This window comes from Runella sp. (assembly GCF_965279615.1).
In the GTDB taxonomy this organism is placed as follows: domain Bacteria; phylum Bacteroidota; class Bacteroidia; order Cytophagales; family Spirosomataceae; genus Runella.
Map to the genome: position 1 here is coordinate 729,675 of NZ_OZ257252.1, position 25,448 is coordinate 755,122.

Genomic DNA, 25,448 nt, shown 5'->3' on the forward strand with positions numbered 1-25,448 from the left:
CTTAAAAACAGTTACCGGCAATAGATCCTTTCAGAATGACAAAGGAAATTATTTTCACTCCTACTTTTTCCTGATCTGCTTAGGCAATTTCAACAAATTGGCGCCAAACGAGGTCCCAAACATGATTTGATCTCCATTCAATAAACCCGCCTGCACGGTCCAACGCTTGAAGAGTGTAGCATACGCTCCCACGTTAAGGTGCTTTGAATCGTACTCCAACATTACTCCTGCTTTCTTACGATAATGCATAATAACTCCTCCAAAAGGCCCTACTAAATAATGATTATTGAACAAATAGGTACTTTTTTGCTGCCACTTAAAACCGGACAGTACACTTTCCGTGCCAATCAAATCTACGTCACGGTATAAAAAATAAGGGCTCCCGTATCCTACACTGGCCTCGACAATCAGCGCCTTACTCAGTTCAAAATTTTTAGTCGCTACGAGCACATGGGTTAACAGGGCTGCATCCCGAGTAAAAGGGGTAGATAGGATCATTGCCAACGAAGGGCGTTTTTTCGTCTCTTTCAAAATCAGGTAACGGATATCCAATTGGCGATCCCCAATTGCTTCTCTGGTCTTATGAGAAGGCGTACTGATTTTTTGCAAAAGATTGATATTGATCTCTAACCGAGGAAGGAGCGTAAGGTTTGCAAATAAGATACGTTCAGCATTCAATTTACTTCCCCTTAAAGCATACTGTTTTGGATTATAATTATAGCCAAATTTAAACATTCCTTCGTCCGTAGCTACTGCTGAAGGGACATACAATAAGCCGGGCTTGCCCGAAAGGTTCGTTTGTGCCTTTACTAAAAAAGTAAAAAGCAACAAAAAGGGTAGTACGAAGCTACCCTTTTTGTTAATACGATATAGTAGAAAACTAGTTACCACCACCTTGGTTGTGACAGCTTTTAATCAAATCTGTTTTTACTGTATTTGCAGCTGCAAGTGCCGTTTGGTAAGCTGCTTCTACTGCTGCAGTATTTGCCGTTCTGGCTGCTTGTGCCGCCGTAGTGGAAGCAGCCCCTGCCGCTGTACAAGCAGCTACATCAGCCGCCTGCAATGTATTTGAACTGCTCAAATATCCCAAATAACTGATCGAATTCAATGCTTTTAATAGCGCATAGTTTGACCCTAACAAAGCTTGATTTGCATCCAATGCTGCATTAGTCGCATCATAAGTGGTTTTAGCTGCTGCATCCAACGCTGCATATTTAGCCGGTATTCCTCCCGTACAGGTTGCCTGTGCTGCCGAAATGGGGGCAATGGCATCTTGATAAGCCTTTTCCACTGCGGCTATTTGTGTAGCTTTAGAGGCATCCAAATTCACTTTCGCCGTAGCAAAAGCTGCCTCAGCTTTTGCAATACACTCATCTGATACTTCTAACCCTTCCGATTGCGCAATGGTTTGAGGAACAGAAGCCCCCTGACGTCCCGGTACTGCTTTACCGTTAACCGTAGGCAACGTAAAACTGGGCAAAAATGCTTTCAATGCCGGATCAGCGCTTGCTTTATCCAAAACACTTTTCAAATCAGCAGGAAGTGCTCCACCTGCTGCAACTGCAGCAAACGTAGCGGGAGTAACAGCCGCCATGGTGGCCACCTCTGTGGGAGAAAGAGCCGCAGAAACTTGGGTGGCAGAAGTTGTCACACTGGCCGGCACAACGCCCGTAGCGGAAATACTTGCGATACCCGTTGCTGTCTCAGTAGCTTTCGCCGAGGCCGTAATTGATGAAGGAGTAGTTGTTACCGCAGCCGGTGGAGCAATAGTTACCTGTGCAACTTTAATATCATTGAGTTTGTCTACAATTGTTTGATCCGGCTCCAGTGGATCTGATTTTTTGCAATTGTACATGACCAGCGTCAGCGCCAGTCCAAATACGAAGAGAGAGATTGATCGTTGTTTTTTCATTGTAATTACTTGCTAAGTGTAGAATTTTTGTTTACATTATTTTGTGTATATTCCAAAATACTTCTTTTAAGCACCAACCGCTAACGCTATGCAGTATACGCTGCAAGAGATGCACAAAACTCATTAATAGTTTTTGTAAAAATCATTTTATGAATTCACAAAAAAATAAGTGCTTTTGTTGGGAGTATTTTTCGAAAAGAGCCCAAAGGTTTGTCACCTAAAAACCTGAGCTATGAACTTCCCGGCGGATCCTTCTTATAGAAGGCGAGTGTAGCGATTTTTCATGTATTTGTACGTTGAGTAATTATTTATTTTATTACAAAACAAATTTACAAAAAAAAAATCAAAAATACACACTATTCTTTAAATAAATACTTCCAACTCTCAATATTTCAATTAGTTACAGATTTTAATATTTAAAAATAACAAAATTTTCTTTTTAAATTAATACATATTCTCAAGGTTTTTTCACACTAATTCTTCTACTTTAGGTAAGGAAAGTGACTTTTCAGAAAGCTTTTTCATAAAAACTAAACGGGCTTTTTCTTTAAAGATCAAGTAAAGGAAAAGCGAATTAGTGACAAAATACCGCTTAAATAAACGACGAGGCTCTTGAATAAACCGATATAACCATTCAAGGCTTGCCTCCTGCATCCATTTAGGTGCTCGCTTCTGAGCGCCTGCAAACACAGGAAAAGCGCCACCCAATCCTACCATCACAGACGAAATACGGCCTTTCATGCTTGAAATCCACTTTTCCTGCTTAGGGCATCCCAACGCAACCAACACCATTCCGGCTCCCGACTCATTGATATTATCAACAATAACCTGTTCTTCATCTTCAGAAAGCTTACGAAAAGGTGGCGAGTGCATTCCCGCTATTTTAAGCGAAGGATATAGTTCTGCGCATTTTTGTCTTATCCGGTCCAAAATATCTGCTGTCGATCCATAAAAATAGACACTGACATCCTTTTTTGCCGCTTCTTCCAATAATAAAGGCATTAGGTCCATCCCGGATACCCGTTCCTGTTTAACCCCGTACAGAAAATTCAAAGCAGCACACAACGGTTTCCCGTCAGGAGTAACTATATCTGCCTGGTTAAAAAGCCGACGGAAATGACGGTCAATTTTGCTTTCTATCGTCATGTGTACGTTTGCAACAAAAACTGTACTTGAAATACGTTTTTGTCCAAGCATCATCATCTCTTTTATAAATTCTTCAAATGAACCCGTGGTAATACGGGCATGGAGCAGGTTAGTCTTTTTCATAGCACGTTGAGATATTATAATGTAACTGTAACTCAATAAAATTTTCTTTCGTATATCCAGTCTGTATCAACTCCTCCTCTATCCTGTCATAGCTCCCTTCCCTTGTATTATTTAAATATTTAAAAATCAGGAAATTAGATTATATTTTACTCTGAATTAACGATAGAATACTAAGGGCAATTTTTCAGCACAAAAATGTATTCAGCCATATACCATTCATTCTGTTAAACAGGTCTTAGCCTATCCCACAGAAAGGATAATATTTATACATAAAGGCGAATAGGATGATTTGCTATGCTGCGAGGAGATAAATTTCATAATCTCGTAAATTGAACGTTGAGTATTCTAAAGAGGACTGTAAACGGACGTCACAATCTTAAACAATTAAACAAACATACAAATATTTATTAAATAAACATAGCTGTTCAGTAAATAAAATACTAAAATTTTCAACAAAACGGAAGAAGCTAAAAATACTATTCAAAAACAACAAATCTTTCTTTTTATTATCCAATCACCAATTTAAACCGCCGGAAGGGTGTATTATTGCTTCGCAACCATTTGAACTTATATACTATCTAATAAAATATCTCAAGAATTTTACCGGTATAAATTACATAAAAAAGTCTTTATAACAAACTTTTACGGGTGCAATTTGTCATAAAGACTTTTTGTATTCGGGCTTTGTTATTTACTTTTCCAATATTCAAAGTAATCTTTCCCTTCTGTTTTAATCCAACGAATTGTTTCTTCTACATTTTTTTTAATGTCAGAATCAGTCGGACCAAAAAGGTCAATTGTCTTTTTGGTTGGCGCAGGATAATCCTCAATCATATTATTAAACCTTTTGGTATAAAGAGGAAATGGGATTTTTACTTTTCGTAAAATGTCTCCTGCCAATGCCGCACCCTGAAAGATAAATTTGGGAATTCTTTTTATCTTTTTACCTGTAAGCTGAAGCGAAAGCTCGTTTAGCCAGATATAAGAATCAATCGGTTCATCGCCAATGTAAAACATCTTGTGATTTACCTTTTCTGTGGGCGCAATGAGTATTTGATAGATCTGATGTACTATATTTTTAACATAGCCGTATGTTCTTATCACTTCATGCTCAACCGGATGAAAATACATACCCTTATCTATCACTTTCCATAATTCATTCGGGTAACGCATATGCCAGGGGCCCCAAATATTGGTGGGGCGCACTATTGTCCACTTACAGGTTAAATTTGCATTATGCGTATATTGTTCTGTCAGAACTTTGCTTTGTCCATAGATAGTATGTGGTTTGAAATCATCCATTTTTGTTGGTAACGGTGCTTCTTCGGATTTATAAACATACTGAGTGGAAGTCACTATTACGTGTTTAACAAATGGGGATTTCTTAATTACATTAAGCACATGCTGCGTACCGACATGGTTTTCCACATAGTCTTCCAACACATCGCTTAACGTATCTGTACGAGCGGCCAAATGTATGATGATCTCCGGCTTATGATCCGCAAAAACCCTTTCTAATTGGTTTTCATCCATTATATTTCCTTCCACCCACAGTTTTTTCTGCTTTGGATTGATAGGAGGGTTCTTATCATAGTTTATAATTTTACCATATTTCTGTTCTATCAGTAAGTCAATTAGGTTTGTTCCAATAAAACCTGAACCACCGGTAATAAGTACTGTCATAACGTTAAATTTTAAGGAAAGCTTTTTCCATGTTTTTTATATAAGAAAATAATGTGAATTTTTCAAGATATAGCCTACGAGATTGTTCTCCCATGTTCTTACGGAGTTCAGTATCTTCTAAAAACAGTTTGATTTTGTCAGAAATTTGATCTGCATTTTTAATATCTACAAGAAATCCATTTTTCCCGTCTTCAACTATACTTTGAATTCCACGCCATTTAGTAGCAATTATAGGCAAGCTAAATTGCATTGCTTCTAATAATACCAATCCAAAAGATTCAGATACAAAGAAACTTGGAAAGCAGAATAGGTCTGCATCCATAAATGCCTGTTCTTTTTTTGCTCCAACAACAACACCTAAATAATCAACTTCATTTTCAAGTTGATTATTTGAAATTTTTGCAAAAAATTCCTCTTTATAATTATCGGTTTCAAATTTACCGGCAATTTTCAGTTTTATCTTATATCCTTTCCCGTTAAGCTTTGCAATAGCATCAATTAGATAACCTTCACCTTTTGTAGAATTCAACAATCCAACAAATAAAATTGTCAGCTCTTTGGTATCTCTATTTTTGAAAGATCGTTTCTGTTCATTATTCATGTCCGGAATCCCCAGTGGAATAACTTCTATTTTCTTTGCTTTTAAATATTCTGCATCTTTAGGATTATAAACAGAGCTTGTAATTGCCAGATCAGGCTCCTTTAAAATAAAAAAAGCAACTCTTCTCAGCAGAAAATTCATCTTTGGAATATATTCGGAAATACCGGCTGCATGAAAATGAAAAATAGTTTTTTTAAAAAAAAATCTTGTTGTAGCTAAAAATATCAAATCTCTTAATACACTAACATGTGGAGAATTGCTGGGAGGATAATACAAAGTAGGTATTTGGTATCTAAATCTTAAATAAATTGTATTAATTATAATACTGATCAAATGTGTAATTTTATAAAGTGACATCTTTCCCCTTTCATTCATTTCTCTGGAGAAGCACATTCTTACATGATACAATTTAATATTATCAAAGTCAGCCTTTAACATATATTCAATCATAAGAGCTTGTCCTCCATAAGGCGGGGGAGTTTGCCCTACGACCAATATTTTTATTTTTTTCATTTTAAACTTTAAATTCAGAATTTGTAATCTTTTACAAAATATATTAACCTATTCAAATTCGTTTTTCAATATTTTATTATACTTGTATTTCCTAAAGAAATACCTACCTTGGTGAATAGGGCTAAATAATAGCATAAAAAAGAGATTATATAACGCTCTCAATTTATTACTTTGAACAAACAGCGAAAAATTATACATATATTTATTGGAAAGATCAAAAAAGTACTTTTCGAGTTTACCAATTTTTTTATAGTCTTCTAATTGTTCTTCTGTGTAAGAATCTGTTTTTAATCCGCTGGCTACTCTTTCTTTATAAAGTTTATGAATATATTCAACGTACTTTCGTTGAATCAATCCACTTGCAGTGATAGTATTGCCTTGTCTGATTCTCTGTTTATAAAGATATTCCTGTAGATTACAAAACTTTAAATTCATTGAAGCCATTCTTAATAAAAAGTCGTAATCTTCAACAGTGGCTATTCTATAGTTTCCAACTTTATTATAAGTTTCAGTTTTGGCAACCCAAAAATGTGGTACAGGGGAAAAATACTCAACCAGTTTTTTCACATTTTCAGTACTTGCACTAAACTTTAATCTTTTTACTTCCTGCCCTTCTTCATTTATTACGATTACATTTAATCCTACTAAATCAATGTGCTTATTTTCTATTAAAAAATCAATTTGTTTGCTGATGCGGTCCGGCAAACTAATATCATCTCCGTCCATCCGGGCTATGTATTCGCCATTTGCTTTACTCAAAGCAAAATTTAATGTTTCAGCTATTTTAAGATTCTTTGGATTTCGATATAACTTAATTCTCGGGTCTGATTTCGCCAATAACTGTAATTTTTCATAAGTGCCATCAATAGAGCAATCATCGACAATTACAAATTCAATATTTTTGTAAGTCTGCTTTAAAATACTATCAACTGCTTCTTCAACAAATTCTGAAACATTGTATGTTGGCATTAAAACAGAAACAAGAGGTGTTGGTTTCATTGCTAAATTGACAATAAAAGTATAAACTGATAGAAGTATAACTATTCTGCTAAGCTATTTTCAAACGAACAAAAACAGTATTTAATAAAATCACAAATATAGCGTCGTAATATAAGAACCCATTAAATAAAGAAGCAAAAATAAAAACTAAAAAAAGGTATAGCGCTTTTACTCGATTAAAAAAATAGACCAGAGAATATAAATATAGGCACAATCCCCATACTCCGATATTAAAGAGTAAATCTAAGTAATCATTATGCATCCATATCTTCAGACCAAAGGTTGCTTCGTTAAATGTAAAAGACGCTTTGGGTCCTCTGCCAAAAAAATTAATTAAGCTATACCCATCTGTTTTTATTTTTGAGATGGCATTCATCCAAAATATACTTCTACCGGATGTAAATACCATAAGGCCTTCAGGGCCAATTTTCTGTAATGCAATGGTAGTTGCTATAGTTAGTCCAATAGCAATTATTAACAGAATAATATACCGCCATCTAAATATACTCTTCCACAAAACAGGAAAATTTCTAAGAATCAGTAGAGCAACTGCAATAGCTAAATAAATCAACCCAATTCTGGCACCCAGTGTTATAACATACCCAAATAATGCAATTGCCAAAATACGCTGTCTCATCAGATACAGAAAATATCCCATTACTCCTAAATAATAGCAAGCCAAGTGAGAAATCACAAAGCCTTCTTTGTATATCCTCTCAACCTGATAGTATTCACTTGAGTTATTTCTTGACAAAGCATATACACTTGAAAATTCATAAACAATTACGAATAATATAGAAAACCAAATAAATCCGTTCTTAAGTTTAGCAATTTTTATCTCTGAGAAATCAAATTCAGGAAAAATAAAGAAAGCAAAGATAATATTAGCCAGAGTAAATAAATACGAAAAACTTTCGTTTATTTTTGTACCCAATATAATATTATATGAGGAGGCAATAATACATATAGACAAAACAATATAAAGAATCAGTTCTAAATTTTGCTTGTATATTAGAAAAAACAGGTATAACGTCAGAAAAAAATTAAAATAAGATCCTATCTGAACATTTATTCCTGTTACTATTCTTAACCAGAAATATAAACAGGAAATACTCGGCAGAAAGAAAAGAAGTATATAAACATCTTTGTTTTGTACCTTTAGGGTCTTATTTTTTTTCTCCATCTGTAACCAATTTTCAATTTCAAATATTATCAGGCAGTAAAAAAATATTGCCCCAAGTAATTGAGTATTTTACAATATTTTTATTTAAGCTTAGTAACTGTTATCAAGTTAATACTCTTAGAATCCCCTCCAACAATATCATTTTCGGATATTTTACAAAAATATATTTCGCCTGTATCTCCTCTTCTTCTGTCATATACTACACATATCTCATTATTACTATTAAGTACAACATCAGGATAAGAGTTATCACGTTCATCAATTACCAATTTATAAGGCCACGTTTTACCTTTATCTTTCGAAAGATATGCAGTCATATTTTTTCTTCCTGTACTATTATTTAAGATAAGTAATAGATTTCCTGATTTTAGCTTACCAAAATAAAATCTGCTTGAAGTTGTCTGCCCTACCCCTTTAAATTCTTCTTGGCGCCCCCACGTTTTGCCTCCGTCAAAACTTTTACTGATTCCCATATTAAGATTTGTCCTAAGCATTGCAATTAAACTATCCTTTCCAAAATTTACAAGCATAAATTCGTCAAAAGTCCTTGGCAAAACGGTTGGTATCATATACAATTTAGCAGGAGGGGTAAATCCGGTCTCACTTTTATCAAAAGTAGATTTGTAAACAACCGGGCCATTAATCTCGTCCGGTGTCCTAATATATTGATGCCCTCCATATACTGCATCCCAGAAATTCCAACCTGAAACAGGGAATAATACAGTAGAATCCATTTGAAGGGGCTTTACATTCATAACGCCACTAAACAATCTTTTAGGTTTGGTTATGACCAATTTATCATCACGTTCTTTCATTTTTACATGCCATACTCCTCCTTTTGCCCCATCCCACATACCATCTGATAATGTCCAAGACATATGCAGGTCTCCGGATTTATCATTCCAAAAACTTGGATCAAAGTGTCTTAAACTATCCTTCGAAGGGGCAATGATCAATCGGTTCAGTTTCCATGTAGCTCCTTCATCATTGCTTGATGCCACCGAGATATATCCCCCGGGTTCTTCTCCTTTCACACCGCACATCATTGCTATATAATAAATCCCTGCGTTATATCCAACAGAGGTAATGCCCTGAAACCCTCGGATTTTAGCATTTGGATTTAATGTAGCATTATACATAAATAAAACGTTGGCAGAAGTATCTGCTGAAAGGCTTGAATAAATATCTTGCTCTTTTACAACAATGTTCTCTTTATTAACGTCATATAATTTCGCACAGGATAAAAATAAGGCACTAATAATAAAAAGCATAGCCAGGTAAATGTTAGTTTTCATTTGGTAAAGTAGAGTTTATAAAAGTTAATATAATTTTAAATTATACATTCAATAAGATATTCAATAACCGGATTTGTGGAAATTGAATCTTACTGTACTTTCTGAGCTAGAATAAACTACTAACTCCTCAAACTTTCCCAATAAAAAACGGTGCAACAATTAAATACCTCTTTGTATTATGTCATGGATTAGCAAAGAGGCAAAACATGGTTCGCAAAAATCAATCAAAATTAGTCTTTAATTTTTTATAGTTGTTGGTAACTATTAACCGGAAAACTTGGTTTTAAAATCATTGGATTTCCATAGGCAATAGTATTTGCCGGTATTGATTTTGTTACAATTGTCCCTGCTCCAATTATAACGTTATCTCCAATCATTACATCACCAATAATAACACAATGTGCTCCTATGTTTACATTATCTCCAATAACGGGGCATTTAGACCCCTCGTATTTATTTCCAATCGTAGTGCTATGCCTCAACAGAACATTCTTGCCAATAATTGCATGTGGATTAATAATTAAACCAACGCCATGCCAAACTTGTAAACCGGGGCCAACAAGCGTTTTTGTAGGTATTTCCACTCCCATAACCCAGTTAACTGTCCAATCATAAAATTTCACAAAAGGAAACCCTAAAATACGTATAAAAGGGTTTTTACTTTTAACAATATAACTTGAGACTCGATAACAAAACACAATAAATTGCCCTTTTCTGTTATTTTTATTTACTTCTAAATCTTTTCTAATAACATCAAGTAATGACATAGTAAGCTATTTCTTTAATTTATTAAAAACAATAAATTTAATAAATCTTAATTTCACCTTTATTATCTGCAAAATTGAATTTTTCTTTATAAGGGTTGCTCCTTTAATATCTTCCAATAGTGTAGAAATAAATTTTGATGATGTCCCCTCATAAGTATTACCTAAATGTAAATTCAAAAACGTGTTTCCTGAAAATGTAAATTTATCTGAAATCAAATACGCTATTATCTCTAATAGTGAATCATGGTCTCTTGCAAAAAATAATGACTTATTGTCCGGCTCAAACCTGTATTGCATAACTTCACCGTGGGGGTTATAGTATATAGCCGGCCTCCCCAAGGCAATAGCTTCAAGAAGGATAGCGCTAAAGCGTGAAACTACAATACTAGACTCTTTGATTGCATCATGAACAACTCCGGCATTTGATTTTAGGACTTTTAGTCCATCTAATTTCCCGTTATCCCTGGGATGTTGAGAAATAATGTAATCAATTTTTAAAGTTGCACAACAGTTCACTACATCCCCAATCCATTTATCTCGAATATCTTCAAAAATACCGTAGGTAAAATTTACATTTATAAATACTTTAGGCAAATTGGGAATTGGCGTTAATTGTAACTCTTCAAATCTTGGATTACCAATAATAGCAGCAATTTTATTTTCAAGATTCACACTTTCCAGAGTGTTAAGTCCTTGAAAAACCGGGAATGAGCAATTCTGTAAACGCCTGTCTTTCAAATTCAAATCTAAAATCGATTCTTGAATACAAACAGTATTTACTCCTAAGCTATGATATTTATTAACTGTCATATATTCAATTAATCCCCAATCATTTCCCAAAACTAAAAGATTCATTTGGTGCCTCGAATCCATGCAGTCAAATGAATCTCCGGAATTATCAAAACCTAATTTTGATGCTTCTTTGGGCGCATTTTCACCTGTACGACAATATAAACTGTATTTACTACCTCCTATTCTTTTTAATATGTTTTTAAAAAGATGAATGTGAGTATCATTCGAAGCTATAAATGCAATTTTGCCTGTGTTTTCTGTTTTAGTTTGAAGTTTTGAAGGAAATATTTCGTAATGAATACTGGAAAATACATCAGCATACTGTTTTTTAAATGCTTCGCTTATTTTTTCTTCAATCAGTATTTTTTCTATTTTAATTATTTCGCTAAGCAAAAGATAAGAACTCAACCCATCTGAATACCAAAAAGCCACACAGTTACTATGTGAATTAACATATTTTTTTACAAACTCAACATTATTTTTAAAAAACAGGACTACCATTTTTATTTATTATTTAATACAGAAATAACGTTACAATAGAAAAAATGGTAAATCCAATAGCTGATGGAAAGCTTACTTTTTTCTCAAATTGCCAAAATGATTTAATCCCTAAAGAACGATATGAATATTTAGATGTATACCAAATATAAAATGTTCCATACCCAATTAACATACTGACCGGAATAGCATATACATTTAAATAGCTACTTAGCAGGAAGGCCGATACGATAAATAAAACGCCTGAAATACCATCTGCTATGTGAGAGATGATATGGTTTGTGGAAAGGTAAACCTGTATGTGCATTGCCCCAAACCGATGAATAAAAAATGCCCAACCTAATAATGCCCACAATTGCATCGGAACAAATTTTACCTCTGAATGAATTATCTGTAGCAACGGATCAATAAAAACAGCAACCAAAATAAACCCTGCAAAAAATACAGAATGACTCAGTCTCATCCCTTTTCTTATTGTCTCAATCAAGGATTTTACATCATTCCTGACTCTATATACTGCGAGTAAAGGAAGTTTGCTGTAAAATGGGGCCATTGAAACTTCTCTGATTTGGGTTATAATGCGTATAGCAAGTAAATAGGATGCAACAGAATCAGTACTTCCAAATTGAGCATAGAGGACTGATATTATATTTGTGACTCCGGCAGACATCACCCCGCCTATACCGCTTCGCCAAGCGGGCGCCCATATTTTCTTTAAAATATATTTATCAACCGCTAAATTCTTATTGACACTTTTAAATAGGCCGCCTTCTACCTTATTACATAATATATAATCACGAGCTGATGAAATCAGAACCCATATTTGATTAGTAATTACTACATTAAGCAAAGTTGGTGCCCAAATCAGCACTGCAATACTGGATATTATCGCTCCAAGCGATGTAAAAGTTTCAACTCTTCTAACTAATGCGATTTTATTTAATCCTTCTAAAAAATTCGTATAAATTTTCAAAAAGAAACTAATACAGGTAGTAAACAAAATAATTCCCCATGATATCCAAGCCTGGGTCGGCGAACCGGTATTTGAGATTGGTTTAATCATTGCCCAAGTACCAAAGATCAACATTAAAAAAAAGGCAATAATTGTCAATCTTTTATAAATATAGATCATTGAGGCAATAATCGCCGCTAATAGTTCATTATTGCAGGAATTATTCTTTTGACTGTTATCCTCTTTGTTATAAGCTATGACGTCAATATTTTCAGCACCACCAAAAGCGAAAGAGATTATTCGAGTAAATGTTTGTCTGAAGCCAAAGTCAGCTAATGATTGCAGAGATATTAAAGTAGAAAATAAATACCACAATACTACGTCTCCCGGTGAAAACTTTTGTAAAATTAAAGGAAGAACCCCTAAAAGACTCAATGACTTTGTCGAATAACTCAACCAAGTCATCAATGTAGAAGAATTCCAAATGTCATATTTTTTCAAATTAACCATCCGCATCTTTCAGTTAAGAAGACAAAAATTCTACGTAATTTTTTGTCCTCTCTTTTAAAGCAGTATTATTATATCCAAAAAAGTCAATATTGTTTTTGACCGTTGCTTCTAAATCGTTTATTGAATCTCCAATTAGAGCCACGTCATCTTTATTGTACTTATACTCATTTAATATTTGATACACCAATTGATTCTTTGGAGTAGGTGATCCGTTAATAGTTCTAAAGTAGTTGGAAAGGCCTAATTCTTTGCAAATCACTCTGAGTTCATTTCCATCAGACCCTGAGACTATATGCATTTCATGGTTCATCCAACTGTTTTTAATAAATGATACGCTATCTTTAATCAGCAAATTTTCATTGATTAATAAAGATAGCATAATCTCTGAAAATTTATTTGCCAGTTCTTGAACCTGTGTATCTGTTATGGGTTCTTTTCGAATATTTTCAAAAAAATATCGAAATTTTACATAGCGAGACAGCCCCCCATTTAAATTATGATAGTCTAATAATTCATCTACCTGATACGAAGGATAGAGCTTCAATACCTCAGCAAACCCTTTATCTCTTACAGGCATAGAGTCCATGATTACTCCATCGAAATCCCATAGAATAACCTTATATTTTGAAATATTTTTCATAGATCATTTCTGCGATAAAAAAGTCATCTTCCCAATCAATATCAAACGATTTAATTCTATTTAATTCAAATAGGTAAGGATTTACCCCTATCCTGTCATTGTATTTTACATAATTCTCTACACTATTGATATAAAACGCATGGTTAATTTCAAATATAGGTTTTAAATCCTGAGTACGAGGCCATTTTACTACTGTTCGGTCGTGATTTATAAAGTTTTTTGTATCTATATCCCAAAGAAACTGCTGTATTTTCGTTACACTTAAAAGACTATCGTGAGTACCATTTGATAATACTTCTTTATACTTCGCAATTGCTTCTGTATAGTCACTTGCTGTAACAAAAGGAGCCGTGGCATGAACCCAAAAAACATGCTCGGCATCCACTATTGTCGGGATATAATTGATAAAATCTTCAATTACAGTGGAAGAAAGGCAGAGATATTCAGGTCTGTCAATTATTACAATTCTTTCTGAATTAAATGACTCGGCTATCTCTTTTGTAGCCGGGTCATTAGTAGAAACAATAATTTTGTCTACCAATTCAACTTCTAATAATTGTTTAATTTTAATAGATAAAATCCCTCCTTCCTGTCCGGAGAACAAACGGGTATTTTTATTTATAACCCTCTCACTTCCTTTTCTGGTAGGGAGAAAAAAAACAAATTCATTTTTCATTATAATGAATAAATAGATTTAACTATTAAGTTTTTATACTTTGTTGTTGTCAGGGATTCAATGTCAACTTTATAGGAATCCACAAACGACTTGAACATTGATTCATTCTCTTCAGTCAAATCTCTTTCTTTTTGAGTAATTTGTTCTTCCTGATACCCATCATATCCTACTATATATATTTTTTGGGCTTTTAATGCAATTGAAGTCTGCAATGCCAAAGCGGTATGAGAATCCTTAAATTTATTTGTAAAATCAATCGAAGGAAGCTCAAAACTTTTGTTATACACTGATGTCGGGATATAGGTTCCCATTTTACGAGGAAAAGGCGGCAATACACAGACTCCATTAAAATCGCCTATATTCTCAAATACTTTTTCCATTCGATACCCTTCACTGCCAACCAAACAAAAGATTTGTTTATTAGGAATATCTTTATAAAAAGATGCGTTTTTTGCACTTGCGTGAATAACTGTTAAATCCTTTTTACTTTTAATAAATTCAATAATTCCTTGTGAATGCTCCTGCGCGTTTTTACCTCCACCAATAATCAGTACTTCATCAGAATTTCCATCTGCTTCAAATACAGGGAGCCTTTCGTTGTCTTTAATTTTTGCTTTTTGGTTTTGCAGTGCTCGAATTATACTATTAAACGAATAGAATCGTGTAGTAACCCAATCCATTACATCCTTTTGAGGTAATGAATTAGAGCCTGAAATCATATAAGGCAAATTAGTACCCCATTGATATTTTTCCAATAATTTATCAAATGCGCTAACAATTGTACCCAGAGCATTAAAATCAACTTCTAATCCTTCTTTGGAATTAAGTGCTGTTAACAAAAGTTCGGTTTTAACATTTCCTGCTCCACGACCCATTCCCCAAACCGTAGCATCAATCATGTCTACTCCGTGTTCAATGGCCGTTAATGAATTTATTAAGGCCAATTCCAGGTTATTGTGTCCGTGAAAGCCCAACTTACATGCTGTATTCTCCCGTACTAATTGAATGGTATCAATCACATCTGAAGGATATACTCCTCCATATGAATCAACCATGTAAAAGTAATCAGCTATACCGTCAACATTTTTTAATTCATTAATAAAGTCTCCATATTGCTTCCACTTAGACATATACATTACATTGAAACCTACTTCAAACCCCAGTTTCTTCACACTCTCAGCCAATATAAGTGCTCTGCCCAGATGCTCCGGATCAATAGCTATGCGAACCATATCCACTAATCCTTTAATGGGTGACAATAATGCGTCTGTATGTTCAGCTCTAATATCTTTCTCATTTAAAATAATGACGAGCTTTTTGGAAGAATTCTTTTTCATATCTTCCAATTCGTATACAGGGCAATAGAAATATTTACCCAAATACCCCTTCATTGGAATACTTCTGTAGCCAACTTCAAGGTAGTCTACAGGAAGTTTATTCATTGAAGAAATATATTCTTTTACTAAAGATTTGTCAAAATCCCAGTTAGTATAATATCCACCGTCACGTAGAGTACAGTCTAATATTTTAAACATTAATGTAAATAGTTAATATTTGAAAATTCACATAGCAAAATTCAGGGAACTGTGAGTTTTACTTTGTCAATTTTATTCAAAATAATTTAAGACCCCAAAACCTTCTTTTAACAACAACTGATCTTTTTGGAAGAGCTTCAGATCGGCTGTTGCCATATCTTCAATCAGCATGTCAAGGGTATGTTTAGGCTTCCAACCTAATTTTTCCATTGATTTTGTAGGGTCGCCGATAAGAAGTTCTACTTCTGTTGGCCGGTAGTACCGAGGATCAATTTTTACAATAACAGTACCTTCTGTTAGATGTTCGCCGATGGGAATTCCCAATTCCTGCAATCTTGCGGCATCAATTGAGGCAATTGCTCCGATTTCATTTTCTTCCGTACCTGAGAATGCTACTTCTACTCCCAGAAAAGCGAATGTTTTGCGAATAAACTCCCGAACCCGTGTGGTAACTCCCGTCGCAATGACAAAATCTTCAGGTTGTTCCTGTTGCAGGATCAAATACATTGCCTCTACATAATCTTTGGCATGTCCCCAATCTCGTTGGGCATCAATATTGCCCATATAAAGAGCATCCTGCAAGCCTAATACAATTTTAGCCGCCGCCCGGGTAATTTTACGAGTTACAAAAGTTTCTCCACGTAAAGGAGATTCATGGTTAAACAGAATACCATTGGTGGCATACATCCCGTAAGCTTCACGGTAATTTACCGTAATCCAATAAGCATACAGTTTGGCTACCGCATACGGAGAACGCGGGTAGAACGGTGTAGTTTCAGACTGTGGAACGGCTTGTACCAGTCCATATAATTCGGAAGTAGAGGCCTGATATATTCTTGTCTTTTTTGTTAACCCCAATAAACGTACAGCTTCCAAAATACGTAATGTCCCGATACCGTCAGCATTGGCCGTGTATTCAGGCTCGTCAAAGCTCACTTTTACGTGGCTCATAGCTGCAAGGTTGTAGATTTCATCGGGCTGAACTTCCTGTATGATACGGGTCAGGTTCATGGAGTCAGTCAGATCACCATAATGTAGAATGAAACGAGGGTTTTCAACGTGCGGATCTTCGTAGAGGTGATCTATGCGATCTGTGTTAAACAGGGAACTTCTCCGCTTAATACCGTGAACAGTATAGCCTTTACTTAATAAAAGTTCAGACAAATAGGCACCATCTTGGCCTGTGACACCCGTAATGAGGGCTATTTTATTTTTCATAACGTTTTACGTTTTTTACTAAAACTTATTTTGGATTTTTTGAGTATACAAATCCTAAAATACGTAGAGTAATGAAAGAATTGAGGAACTATTTATCTTATTAATTGGGATATTAATATACAAATTATCGCAATTTTCGATTATTTTTCGTGTTATTTTTGAGCAATTATCACCTGCTTAAAATAATACAATATTACTGTTGTTAAGAATCCAATTAGTACTTTTTCAAGTTCATTCACTCTATTTTTTGTACTAAAATACATAAAAAAGTAATAAGGTCAAGATAAATTCTAAAAAAATTACAAATTTTTAATCTTGCAGAGTATAAAGTAAAACTAGATAAGATTAAATTGTATTTTTTTAATATTTAGTTAATTAACAGCAACGATTGTGCCGGGCATTTTTTCAGACTTTAAAAGCATTACTATTTATAGAGTCAAAGTATTGACTACAACGTTATGCTTTGTTCAGAACTCTTTTCCACAGCGGTTTAGGCGTATCGCCGTAGTACCCGTACCCGTACCCATACCCATATCCGTATCCATACCCGTATCCATAACTACCTGTTCCCTTTATACCATTATAAATAATGGCCATTGAAGGCATTTTTTGCTCCTTGTAAAGCATAGACAAAGGCCCTAAGGCTGATTTTGGAGTAACCTCATGTCTAACCATATATAAAGTCGCATCTACTAAAGGAGCAATCAATAAAGCATCTGTCACCAAACCGTTAGGAGAACAGTCGATAAAAATGTATTCAAAACGACTTTCCAACTCCAATACCAGATCAGCCATTTGAGGACTTCCCAACAACTCTGCCGGATTTGGAGGAACAGGTCCACTGGAAATAAAACTCAAATTTTCTACTTTGGTAGGCAAAATGACTTCGTCTAACTTCTTTTTACCAATAAGGTAATTAACGACCCCCACCTCGTTGGGTATCCCCAGATATTCATGCAATTTAGGCTTACGAATATCGGTGTTGACCAACACCACCTTGTGTCCTGCTTTAGCCAAGCTGGAGGCCAGATTAAGAGATACAAAACTTTTACCTTCTCCCGTGACGGTGGAAGTTATGAGTATTTTTTTCGTAGGTTTTTCCGTTTTAAGTAAATAGGTCAAATTAGTTCGCAAAATTCGGAATTGCTCCACAATAAAATTTCGACTATTGGTATCCAAAAGCGGCCCTTCAACATTTTTAGGTTTCTGACCCACCTCACCTAAAATCGGAATTCCTTTTACCCGCTCTTCAATTTCAAGACGCGACTCAATTTTGTCATTGAGCAGACTGCGCACGTTGATAAATGCAAAAGGTAATCCTAATCCTGCGAGTAAGGCAATTAAATAAACGATGTTCCCTTTCGGCTTCACAGGCTGAGGTGTACTATATGGCTCATCTACTATGCGACTATCGGTAACGGTTGAAGCATAGGAAATGGCTGTTTCTTCGCGTTTTTCCAATAATAATAAGTAAAGGCTTTCTTTGATCCCTTGCTGGCGTTTAATGTTCACGAATTCACGTTCTTTTCGCGGGATGGTGCGAATAGATGCCTCAAAACGATTATTGAGATTTTGCAGGCTGTTACGAGTAATGATCAATCCCTGTTTTTGATTGGCGACATTTTCCCGAATAGCAGCTTTAGTATTCGAAATTTGTGTATTGACGGTCTCCAATAAAGGGTTATTAGCTTGGGTTGTACGAGCATATTTTTCACGTTGGTTATCCAATTCATTTAACTTGCCCAGTAAGCCGGTCAGCACCGGGTCAGTCACCATGAGTGTAGCAGGTGCAATCCCCAATTGGCTGCTGCGAAGATAAGCTTCAACTCCGTCTAAGATTTTGAGTTGGATATCCACTTCATTCAATTTTCCGTCATTGTCTTTGACTTTTTCCAGAAAAAGATTCGCCTCAGCACTCAAATCAGTGATACCCTGGCTGCTTTTATACGTTTCTACATCTTTTTCAACATCTCCCAATTCACCCGTAATTAAGCGCAAACGGTCATCAATGAACTGCATTGTATTGGTAGCTTCACGGTTTTTGTCGGTTAGTGCCGAATAGGTATAGGCATCCAACAATTTAGCCAAAATAGCTCTTCCTTTGTTAGGCAAGGGATCTTCTATTGTCAATTTTAATACCGTGCTCTTTTGGTTAAGCAAATCAACCTGTAACAGTTCCTGATATTTCTGAATCAACGATTCTTTATGGGCAAAACGTACCTGAATAAGATCGTTGTCCTTTCTGTAGAGAGAGTCCACCATAAAAACCCGAAAAGTACCCGCATCCATCTTTACATTTTGACTAAACGTAAATTGTCCTTTAGGTTTCCCATCCTCACTCTGAAGTTCATAACTATTCTTATTAATGACCCTGATCCAAATTGGCTCTTCATAGGCAGCTTCGTTCAATTCTCCCGCCTGAACCCAAATCGGCGACGTTCCAAATATTTCTTCTACGGGTCTGATACTGCCTTTCTGAAAATAATAAACAGTCAGGTTTAAGTCATTCACTACGCGTTCCAACAATGCACGCGATTTCAGCACTTCCACTTCATTTTCCACCAACTTATTTCCTGAGAAAAGTTCCAGGTCTTTGAGCGCATCAATACCGCCTACGCCGCCTTTTTTTTCATCTTTAATAAGTAGAACGGCGCTGCTGCTGTAGACGGGGGTGGCATACCGCAGATAAAAAAAAGCACCTATCAGAGTAACTGCCAGTGATATAATAAACCAGTACCAATAGCGTAAATACCTTCCAATGAATAGTTTCAAGTTGAAATCTTCTTCCTGCTCTTCTCTGAATAGCGAATCATTATTCGTCATTTGTATATCTTTTTTGGCTTTTATATCTTTTTAATCCCACTTTTGATAAACGGCCCTGTGTGGGAGATCATAACTCTTTTCACTTATTTTAATAAATTCAGAATTACAACAACAGTTGTTGCAATGCCTGTGAAAATGGGAATGAGTTGTAATTGTTGCACACGTTGATCGGTAAAGGTCACTTTTCCTTTGCTTACATCAATATATATCACGTCATTATTACGTAAGTAGTAATAGGGGGAATTGAAAAAATCACGTGAGGTCAAGTCGATACGCACTACTTCCCGTTTGTCTTTTTCTGTCCGAATCAACATGACATTTTTACGCATCCCGTAGATAGTTAAATCTCCTGCCATGCCAAGGGCTTCGGGCAAAGAGGTATGATCATCCAAAAGGTTAAAAACAGCCGGGCGGTTCACTTCGCCGATAACCGTAAATTTATGGTTTAGGTAACGCACATTGACGGTAGGTTCCTTAAGGAAATTCAGCAATTTTGCTTTGATAGTATCTCCTGCCTGTTCCAAAGTTAAACCTCCCACTTTCACTTTCCCTATCAAAGGCATTTCAATTTGACCTGAAGGGTCAACCAAATATCCTAAGGGTTGGCGCCCCATTTGTGCGCCTCCCACCACTCCCGGATAAACACTTGTGTTGAGGGCATTTATATTGGGGAAGTTAAAAACTACATTGGATTCCTCACTCAAACTGCTCACCGGCACAGCCAGAATGTCGTCCTGCATAATGCGCGTAACATGCGGGGTAATGGGTGGCAGCACCTGATATGGGAGCGTATCCGCGCTTTGAAAATAAGTGATCTTTCGGGTATCAACGGTTACGCAGGATGAAAAAAAAGTTGTCCCCAACAAACAGAGAGTTATACTCCAAATACCTAGTTTTTTTAAGAATTGATGCATGTATAGTTTGTATTATTTCAATAATTTTCACTAACAATTTGATGGCTTATTAGGACATTGCAAGCCAAAACACTTAAAACAACCCCTACCCGCTGAAGGATAGCATTCTAATTGCTTTGCCATGGGTAGTCTAGATAAAAAATAACATTATTAGCCCCAAAAGACTAATTTTTATTACATTTCTTTTCTTTTCACAAAAGAACGTTTCAAAATAATCCAAAAAAACAAATTAATTATTTTAACGCGGAAAGTAGGGAAGGTATTTTTATTATAAAAGACAAGGGTCGATGGGCTGACAATATTATTCATAACGTTTAATTTTACCATAACAAGAATAGAAGTACTTAATAGTAAAAAACAAATATGGACAAATATACGCTTATGTTAAGCAACTATTCCAAAAATCTTTAAAAAATTTACAAAACAGTATACAAAGAGTACCGTAGCCAAAATACAAAAATGCCCTTAAAAAGAGCTTCCAGACACATTAGAGCTCTTTTTGAGGGCATTTTTGTATTATTTTTTCAGTTGTCAATAATTTTCAAAAATAAAAACATTTTGCTATTCCAGGTCTTCTTTTATTATTGATACTTTGTCTTAAAGCAAGATGAAACAAATTGTAAGTTGGTACAGTTGCCGTATTTTTTCTTTTAAACTTTTGCGCTTGTATCATCCATTATGACCAACTTAAGAAACCCAACTCATTAGAACCCGTAACTCATTCTCCAAGTTTTTAATCTTTTTTACTGCTTAATTAGTAGTAGTTTAACGTGCTCCCGCTTTAGTAATACTTATTTTAGTCTGAGCTTTCTCAGTCATGCAAATCATAGTAACCTATCAGAGGAGTTCATTCAGTGGATCCGGGGTTTTTCAGTGAATGCCGGAGCATCTTTTAAGACAAATTTAAAAGGATGTGATTAGAAGTATTTACACTAATATACTAAACAGGGTCGATTCTAAGGAATCGGCCCTGTTTTTATGAATCGCAACGAAGTATTGTAAATGAAAGTGTTCTACTTTTAACCGTCTAATAACGATACAAATCAGACTTAAACGGTCCTTCTACGGTCACACCGATGTAAGAAGCCTGCTCTTCGTCTAAGATCTCAAGTTTGGCACCGATATGACCCAAGTGTAGTTTTGCCACTTTTTCGTCGAGGTGTTTTGGTAAGATGTATACCTGTTTGTCGTACTTACCGGGGTTGGTGTACAATTCGATCTGTGCCAAAGTTTGGTTACAGAAGGAGTTTGACATTACAAACGAAGGGTGACCCATGGCGCAACCTAAGTTTACCAAACGTCCTTCGGCCAATACGATGATCTCTTTCCCTTCTATTTCGTACAGGTCCACCTGTGGTTTGATCTGAATCTTGGTCTGACCATAGTTAGTATTCAACCAAGCCATGTCGATCTCGTTGTCAAAGTGGCCGATGTTACACACCACAGCTTTGTCGCGCATGGTTTTGAAGTGACGGTCTTTGATGATATTGATATTACCGGTGGCAGTAACGAAGATGTTGGCGCGCGTAGCAGCCTCGTCCATTGTTACGACTTCAAAGCCATCCATTGCAGCTTGCAGCGCGCAGATAGGGTCGATCTCGGTCACCAATACGCGGCAACCTGCGCCACGCAATGATTCGGCCGAGCCTTTACCTACGTCACCGTAACCGGCAACAACAGCCACTTTACCTGCCAACATCAAGTCAGTCGCACGACGTATCGCATCTACCAATGACTCTTTACAACCGTACTTATTGTCAAATTTCGATTTGGTTACGGAATCGTTCACGTTGATGGCCGGAAGATACAAGGTACCGTTTTTCATACGCTCGTACAAACGATGAACACCCGTTGTCGTTTCTTCTGACAACCCACCGATACCGGCGATCAATTCAGGATAAAGGTCAAACACCATGTTGGTCAAATCACCGCCATCGTCCAAAATCATCGTGAGGGGCTGACGATCTTCACCGAAGAACAATGTTTGCTCAATACACCAGTCAAACTCTTCGGCAGTCATGCCTTTCCATGCGTAAACAGAAATACCGGCAGCGGCGATGGCCGCAGCGGCGTGGTCCTGCGTAGAGAAGATATTACACGATGACCAAGTCACTTCTGCACCCAAAGCCGTAAGGGTTTCGATCAACACGGCCGTTTGGATGGTCATGTGCAAACATCCAGCGATGCGGGCACCTTTCAGCGGCTTTGATTCGCCATATTCTACACGAAGAGCCATCAGGCCCGGCATTTCTGCTTCGGCCAAACGAATTTCTTTGCGGCCCCAGTCGGCCAGGGTGATGTCTTTTACTTTGTACGGTACGTACGTTCCGGTTGCTGTTGACATTTTTTATGTTGGATTTACGATGTTGTTAGCGTATGCCATTTTGTGATAACACACCAATGGCAAAAAGTCCACAAAATTAACCGATAAATGGATGAGAATGCTACTTTTAAAGCCAATAAAGTAGAGACTGATTCTAAAAAAAGATATTTTTTGGCATAAATACCCCTGAAATCCTACTTATTTTAGACAGACAACTGATTATATAAACAGATAGAAGATATTTTATCTAACAAGCCACATTCCGGAAAAGAGGTGTGAATTATCTTTTTATGAAGAAAATCCAGCGAATAGAGCCCTATTAATAGCAAAATTCTCTACTTATTGTCGATATAACCATATAGTTAATCATCAAAATCTCAAGAGAATTAAATTTTAGGTATCGTTTAAATCAATTACATCTTTTTATTTCAGTCTGAAACAAACTGCCGGCTTGTATCTGAAAACTGGGTTGTAAAGTAATACTTTCACCTGTCTGATATGAAACAACAGTTCCCAAAGGAATAACTTGAGTAGATATAAGAGTTTGGGTTGATTTATAAGCTCCCGCGATTGCGGTTCCGGTTAATATCAATGAATTGGAACTAACCGGCACTGTGATGATTTTATCAGTGATACAATTGTTTTCAGTACAGGTAGCCGTATATGTAGTCGTAGTACTTGGTGAAACGGATATACTACTGCCTATTGCTCCTACATTCCAACTTACAGAACCATTGCAATTGGAAGTCGACAAAGTAACACTCGTCCCCGGACAAACCTGTGAAGAAGCCGAAGTGGAGATCGCAAAATTAGAATTGCAGTCTTCCAGTTTTCCAAACATGATTCTTTCTGTACCCCCTTGGGTAACACACAGCCAGATGCTACCTTTATATTCGTGAAATGAAGGATATTGAAAAGAACCTCTTCCTCTTGCCTCGAACCGATACTTACGTTCCCAATTAACTCCATCAATTGAAACATCTATATTAAATATAAAACGGCCCGGTGCTTCCTGCCAACCTAAGTAATACATATTATTAAATTTATTAAAAGTTGGCTTGGATGGAGAACCGTTAGGTATCAACTCACTGTATCCCGCATATCCCCATACTTTCCCGTCATTACTTTTGGAAAAAACATAATTACCTGCATCCTGTCTTATAATTGCCATCCAAGTACCATCCGGCAAGCGATTAACTGCCGATTCACACAGTTGCATTTCCTGAGGATCGTTAAAATGTCCGATGATTTCAAATGTGTCCTTCTCGTCATTTAATTTTGAAAGAGCATTTTGCCGCCCAACATAGTTATTTATTGCGACATAAATTACCCCGTCCATTTCTTTAAAAGAATCTATTATGTAAAAACCATGGTCCACAGGGTTCTTCCTAAAACCCTGCTTAACTGCATCTCTATAGAAATTTACAGGTATCATATCTTCCACCCCTGAAGCAGTTTTAATTTTTGCACGGAAAATTAAATTCGTAAACTGTTGTTTATTGAGGTCAAAATCCATGTACCATGTTTGTGATTGACGTATACCCGGGTTTTCACTGGCAAAAAAACATCGAAGATTATTGTTATCTTTTCGCAGAATGCGGGGGACGAAACAGGAACCAAGTGGAAGAATTCCATTTAGGAATATCTGACCGGATTTTGCAATCGGAATTATCTTTTCAACTTGTAATGTTTTTAAGTTGACAATTGACATGGCTGAATATACGAATGGCCAACTTGCGTTTTCTCCCGCTTGTTGCTCATTGACTTCGGCAACAATATAAGCGAAATCGTCTACGATCACCATTTCGGCATCATGTGCTCCTTTTACTGCCGGGTCGGTGACCTTAACCAATTTACTCATAACGTCGTCACCTGCCAGCTTAGGGTTCCAGTTCTCGGGCAAAATGCGGAAAGTCTCACTTCTAATTGACTGTAAGGAATCAAGAGGTCTACATAAGGCTATTTGATGAAAGAAAATACAGAAATAGCCGAAGCATAAAGCAGTGAATTTCATAACGATTTGGTAAGTATTACAAAAATGCTATGAAATTCCTACTTTTTTTCCGTGTTTGCAATAAAAATATCCTCCAAAATCATATTTGTGATATTTATTCAATTCCTCCCCTTTAATTCTGTAATCCTACAGTATATATATAGTATAAATTAAACAAATTTGAACGAAAAGATTATAATCATCATACAGGCAATATTTTCAAAATCTTGCCTCTCAGCGACTCTGCGTGAATTGACCTAATGTAAAAAAGTTGGCGGGGAAAACTCAACCAACGGCAGTCAATTATTTTCCACTGATTATAGGCTGAAACCGCTTAATAATAAGCTATAAA

19 protein-coding genes are annotated in these 25,448 nt (G+C 36.0%); all 19 read right to left on the reverse strand.

The features are described from left to right. Nucleotides 1-60: 60 nt before the first annotated feature. The 19 genes from ACQY73_RS03265 to ACQY73_RS03355 all read right to left on the reverse strand — a co-directional run bounded on the left by ACQY73_RS03265 (nucleotide 61) and on the right by ACQY73_RS03355 (nucleotide 25,117). Nucleotides 61-831 carry a YjbH domain-containing protein gene (locus tag ACQY73_RS03265; RefSeq protein WP_428661389.1) on the reverse strand — a complete coding sequence of 257 codons (771 nt, stop codon included), beginning with the start codon at nucleotides 829-831 and terminating at the stop codon, nucleotides 61-63. A 49-nt stretch (nucleotides 832-880) separates the two neighbouring features. Beyond that, on the reverse strand, nucleotides 881-1,912 hold the full coding sequence (locus ACQY73_RS03270; protein ID WP_428661392.1) for a hypothetical protein: 1,032 nt from the start codon (nucleotides 1,910-1,912) through the stop codon (nucleotides 881-883). 468 nt (nucleotides 1,913-2,380) lie between these two features. Further along, on the reverse strand, nucleotides 2,381-3,181 hold the full coding sequence (locus ACQY73_RS03275) for a WecB/TagA/CpsF family glycosyltransferase (RefSeq protein ID WP_428661394.1): 801 nt from the start codon (nucleotides 3,179-3,181) through the stop codon (nucleotides 2,381-2,383). 687 nt (nucleotides 3,182-3,868) lie between these two features. After that, complete coding sequence (locus ACQY73_RS03280) at nucleotides 3,869-4,864, reverse strand: NAD-dependent epimerase/dehydratase family protein (RefSeq protein WP_428661396.1); 996 nt, start codon at nucleotides 4,862-4,864, stop codon at nucleotides 3,869-3,871. Between the two features lie 4 nt (nucleotides 4,865-4,868). Beyond that, nucleotides 4,869-5,978, reverse strand: coding sequence for a glycosyltransferase family 4 protein (locus ACQY73_RS03285; protein ID WP_428661398.1), 1,110 nt, complete (start codon nucleotides 5,976-5,978; stop codon nucleotides 4,869-4,871). Between the two features lie 48 nt (nucleotides 5,979-6,026). After that, nucleotides 6,027-6,977, reverse strand: a complete 951-nt coding sequence (locus tag ACQY73_RS03290) for a glycosyltransferase family 2 protein (RefSeq protein WP_428661401.1) — start codon at nucleotides 6,975-6,977, stop codon at nucleotides 6,027-6,029. Nucleotides 6,978-7,026: 49 nt separating this feature from the next. Beyond that, complete coding sequence (locus ACQY73_RS03295) at nucleotides 7,027-8,160, reverse strand: hypothetical protein (RefSeq protein ID WP_428661403.1); 1,134 nt, start codon at nucleotides 8,158-8,160, stop codon at nucleotides 7,027-7,029. Between the two features lie 80 nt (nucleotides 8,161-8,240). Beyond that, nucleotides 8,241-9,455 (reverse strand): sialidase family protein, encoded by a 1,215-nt coding sequence (locus ACQY73_RS03300; RefSeq protein ID WP_428661405.1) that lies wholly within the window; start codon nucleotides 9,453-9,455, stop codon nucleotides 8,241-8,243. Between the two features lie 245 nt (nucleotides 9,456-9,700). Next, the gene (locus ACQY73_RS03305) at nucleotides 9,701-10,222 is read right to left on the reverse strand and encodes a serine acetyltransferase (RefSeq protein WP_428661408.1); all 522 of its coding nucleotides are present in this window, start codon (nucleotides 10,220-10,222) and stop codon (nucleotides 9,701-9,703) included. Nucleotides 10,223-10,228: 6 nt separating this feature from the next. Next, nucleotides 10,229-11,515 carry a hypothetical protein gene (locus ACQY73_RS03310; protein ID WP_428661411.1) on the reverse strand — a complete coding sequence of 429 codons (1,287 nt, stop codon included), beginning with the start codon at nucleotides 11,513-11,515 and terminating at the stop codon, nucleotides 10,229-10,231. A gap of 13 nt (nucleotides 11,516-11,528) precedes the next feature. Continuing rightward, nucleotides 11,529-12,974 (reverse strand): hypothetical protein, encoded by a 1,446-nt coding sequence (locus ACQY73_RS03315; RefSeq protein ID WP_428661414.1) that lies wholly within the window; start codon nucleotides 12,972-12,974, stop codon nucleotides 11,529-11,531. Between the two features lie 13 nt (nucleotides 12,975-12,987). Continuing rightward, entirely contained in the window at nucleotides 12,988-13,614 is a 627-nt protein-coding gene (locus ACQY73_RS03320; protein ID WP_428661417.1) for an HAD family hydrolase, read from the reverse strand. Next, nucleotides 13,592-14,290 (reverse strand): cytidylyltransferase domain-containing protein, encoded by a 699-nt coding sequence (locus ACQY73_RS03325; RefSeq protein ID WP_428661419.1) that lies wholly within the window; start codon nucleotides 14,288-14,290, stop codon nucleotides 13,592-13,594. The genes ACQY73_RS03320 and ACQY73_RS03325 overlap by 23 nt, the downstream gene beginning before the upstream one ends. Continuing rightward, the gene (locus ACQY73_RS03330) at nucleotides 14,290-15,825 is read right to left on the reverse strand and encodes an aldolase catalytic domain-containing protein (RefSeq protein ID WP_428661422.1); all 1,536 of its coding nucleotides are present in this window, start codon (nucleotides 15,823-15,825) and stop codon (nucleotides 14,290-14,292) included. The genes ACQY73_RS03325 and ACQY73_RS03330 overlap by 1 nt, the downstream gene beginning before the upstream one ends. Before the next feature lie 72 nt (nucleotides 15,826-15,897). Next, complete coding sequence (gmd, locus tag ACQY73_RS03335) at nucleotides 15,898-17,043, reverse strand: GDP-mannose 4,6-dehydratase (protein ID WP_428661424.1); 1,146 nt, start codon at nucleotides 17,041-17,043, stop codon at nucleotides 15,898-15,900. Nucleotides 17,044-17,499: 456 nt separating this feature from the next. Next, on the reverse strand, nucleotides 17,500-19,866 hold the full coding sequence (locus tag ACQY73_RS03340; protein ID WP_428661427.1) for a GumC family protein: 2,367 nt from the start codon (nucleotides 19,864-19,866) through the stop codon (nucleotides 17,500-17,502). Nucleotides 19,867-19,949: 83 nt separating this feature from the next. Continuing rightward, nucleotides 19,950-20,729 carry a polysaccharide biosynthesis/export family protein gene (locus ACQY73_RS03345; protein ID WP_428661429.1) on the reverse strand — a complete coding sequence of 260 codons (780 nt, stop codon included), beginning with the start codon at nucleotides 20,727-20,729 and terminating at the stop codon, nucleotides 19,950-19,952. Nucleotides 20,730-21,807: 1,078 nt separating this feature from the next. Next, nucleotides 21,808-23,124 (reverse strand): adenosylhomocysteinase, encoded by a 1,317-nt coding sequence (gene ahcY, locus ACQY73_RS03350; RefSeq protein WP_428661432.1) that lies wholly within the window; start codon nucleotides 23,122-23,124, stop codon nucleotides 21,808-21,810. A 388-nt stretch (nucleotides 23,125-23,512) separates the two neighbouring features. After that, nucleotides 23,513-25,117 (reverse strand): 3-coathanger stack domain-containing protein, encoded by a 1,605-nt coding sequence (locus tag ACQY73_RS03355; protein ID WP_428661435.1) that lies wholly within the window; start codon nucleotides 25,115-25,117, stop codon nucleotides 23,513-23,515. Nucleotides 25,118-25,448 lie beyond the last annotated feature (331 nt).

Excerpts from the sequence above, each read along its gene's own strand:
- ACQY73_RS03285 (WP_428661398.1), bottom strand. The coding sequence starts at position 5,978 with ATGAAAAAAATAAAAATATTGGTCGTAGGGCAAACTCCCCCGCCTTAT.
- ACQY73_RS03320 (WP_428661417.1), bottom strand. The coding sequence starts at position 13,614 with ATGAAAAATATTTCAAAATATAAGGTTATTCTATGGGATTTCGATGGA.
- ACQY73_RS03325 (WP_428661419.1), bottom strand. The coding sequence starts at position 14,290 with ATGAAAAATGAATTTGTTTTTTTTCTCCCTACCAGAAAAGGAAGTGAG.
- ACQY73_RS03275 (WP_428661394.1), bottom strand. The coding sequence starts at position 3,181 with ATGAAAAAGACTAACCTGCTCCATGCCCGTATTACCACGGGTTCATTT.
- ACQY73_RS03300 (WP_428661405.1), bottom strand. The coding sequence starts at position 9,455 with ATGAAAACTAACATTTACCTGGCTATGCTTTTTATTATTAGTGCCTTA.
- ACQY73_RS03305 (WP_428661408.1), bottom strand. The coding sequence starts at position 10,222 with ATGTCATTACTTGATGTTATTAGAAAAGATTTAGAAGTAAATAAAAAT.
- ACQY73_RS03280 (WP_428661396.1), bottom strand. The coding sequence starts at position 4,864 with ATGACAGTACTTATTACCGGTGGTTCAGGTTTTATTGGAACAAACCTA.
- gmd (WP_428661424.1), bottom strand. The coding sequence starts at position 17,043 with ATGAAAAATAAAATAGCCCTCATTACGGGTGTCACAGGCCAAGATGGT.
- ACQY73_RS03290 (WP_428661401.1), bottom strand. The coding sequence starts at position 6,977 with ATGAAACCAACACCTCTTGTTTCTGTTTTAATGCCAACATACAATGTT.
- ACQY73_RS03295 (WP_428661403.1), bottom strand. The coding sequence starts at position 8,160 with ATGGAGAAAAAAAATAAGACCCTAAAGGTACAAAACAAAGATGTTTAT.
- ACQY73_RS03315 (WP_428661414.1), bottom strand. The coding sequence starts at position 12,974 with ATGGTTAATTTGAAAAAATATGACATTTGGAATTCTTCTACATTGATG.
- ACQY73_RS03340 (WP_428661427.1), bottom strand. The coding sequence starts at position 19,866 with ATGACGAATAATGATTCGCTATTCAGAGAAGAGCAGGAAGAAGATTTC.
- ACQY73_RS03355 (WP_428661435.1), bottom strand. The coding sequence starts at position 25,117 with ATGAAATTCACTGCTTTATGCTTCGGCTATTTCTGTATTTTCTTTCAT.
- ACQY73_RS03310 (WP_428661411.1), bottom strand. The coding sequence starts at position 11,515 with ATGGTAGTCCTGTTTTTTAAAAATAATGTTGAGTTTGTAAAAAAATAT.
- ACQY73_RS03270 (WP_428661392.1), bottom strand. The coding sequence starts at position 1,912 with ATGAAAAAACAACGATCAATCTCTCTCTTCGTATTTGGACTGGCGCTG.
- ACQY73_RS03330 (WP_428661422.1), bottom strand. The coding sequence starts at position 15,825 with ATGTTTAAAATATTAGACTGTACTCTACGTGACGGTGGATATTATACT.
- ahcY (WP_428661432.1), bottom strand. The coding sequence starts at position 23,124 with ATGTCAACAGCAACCGGAACGTACGTACCGTACAAAGTAAAAGACATC.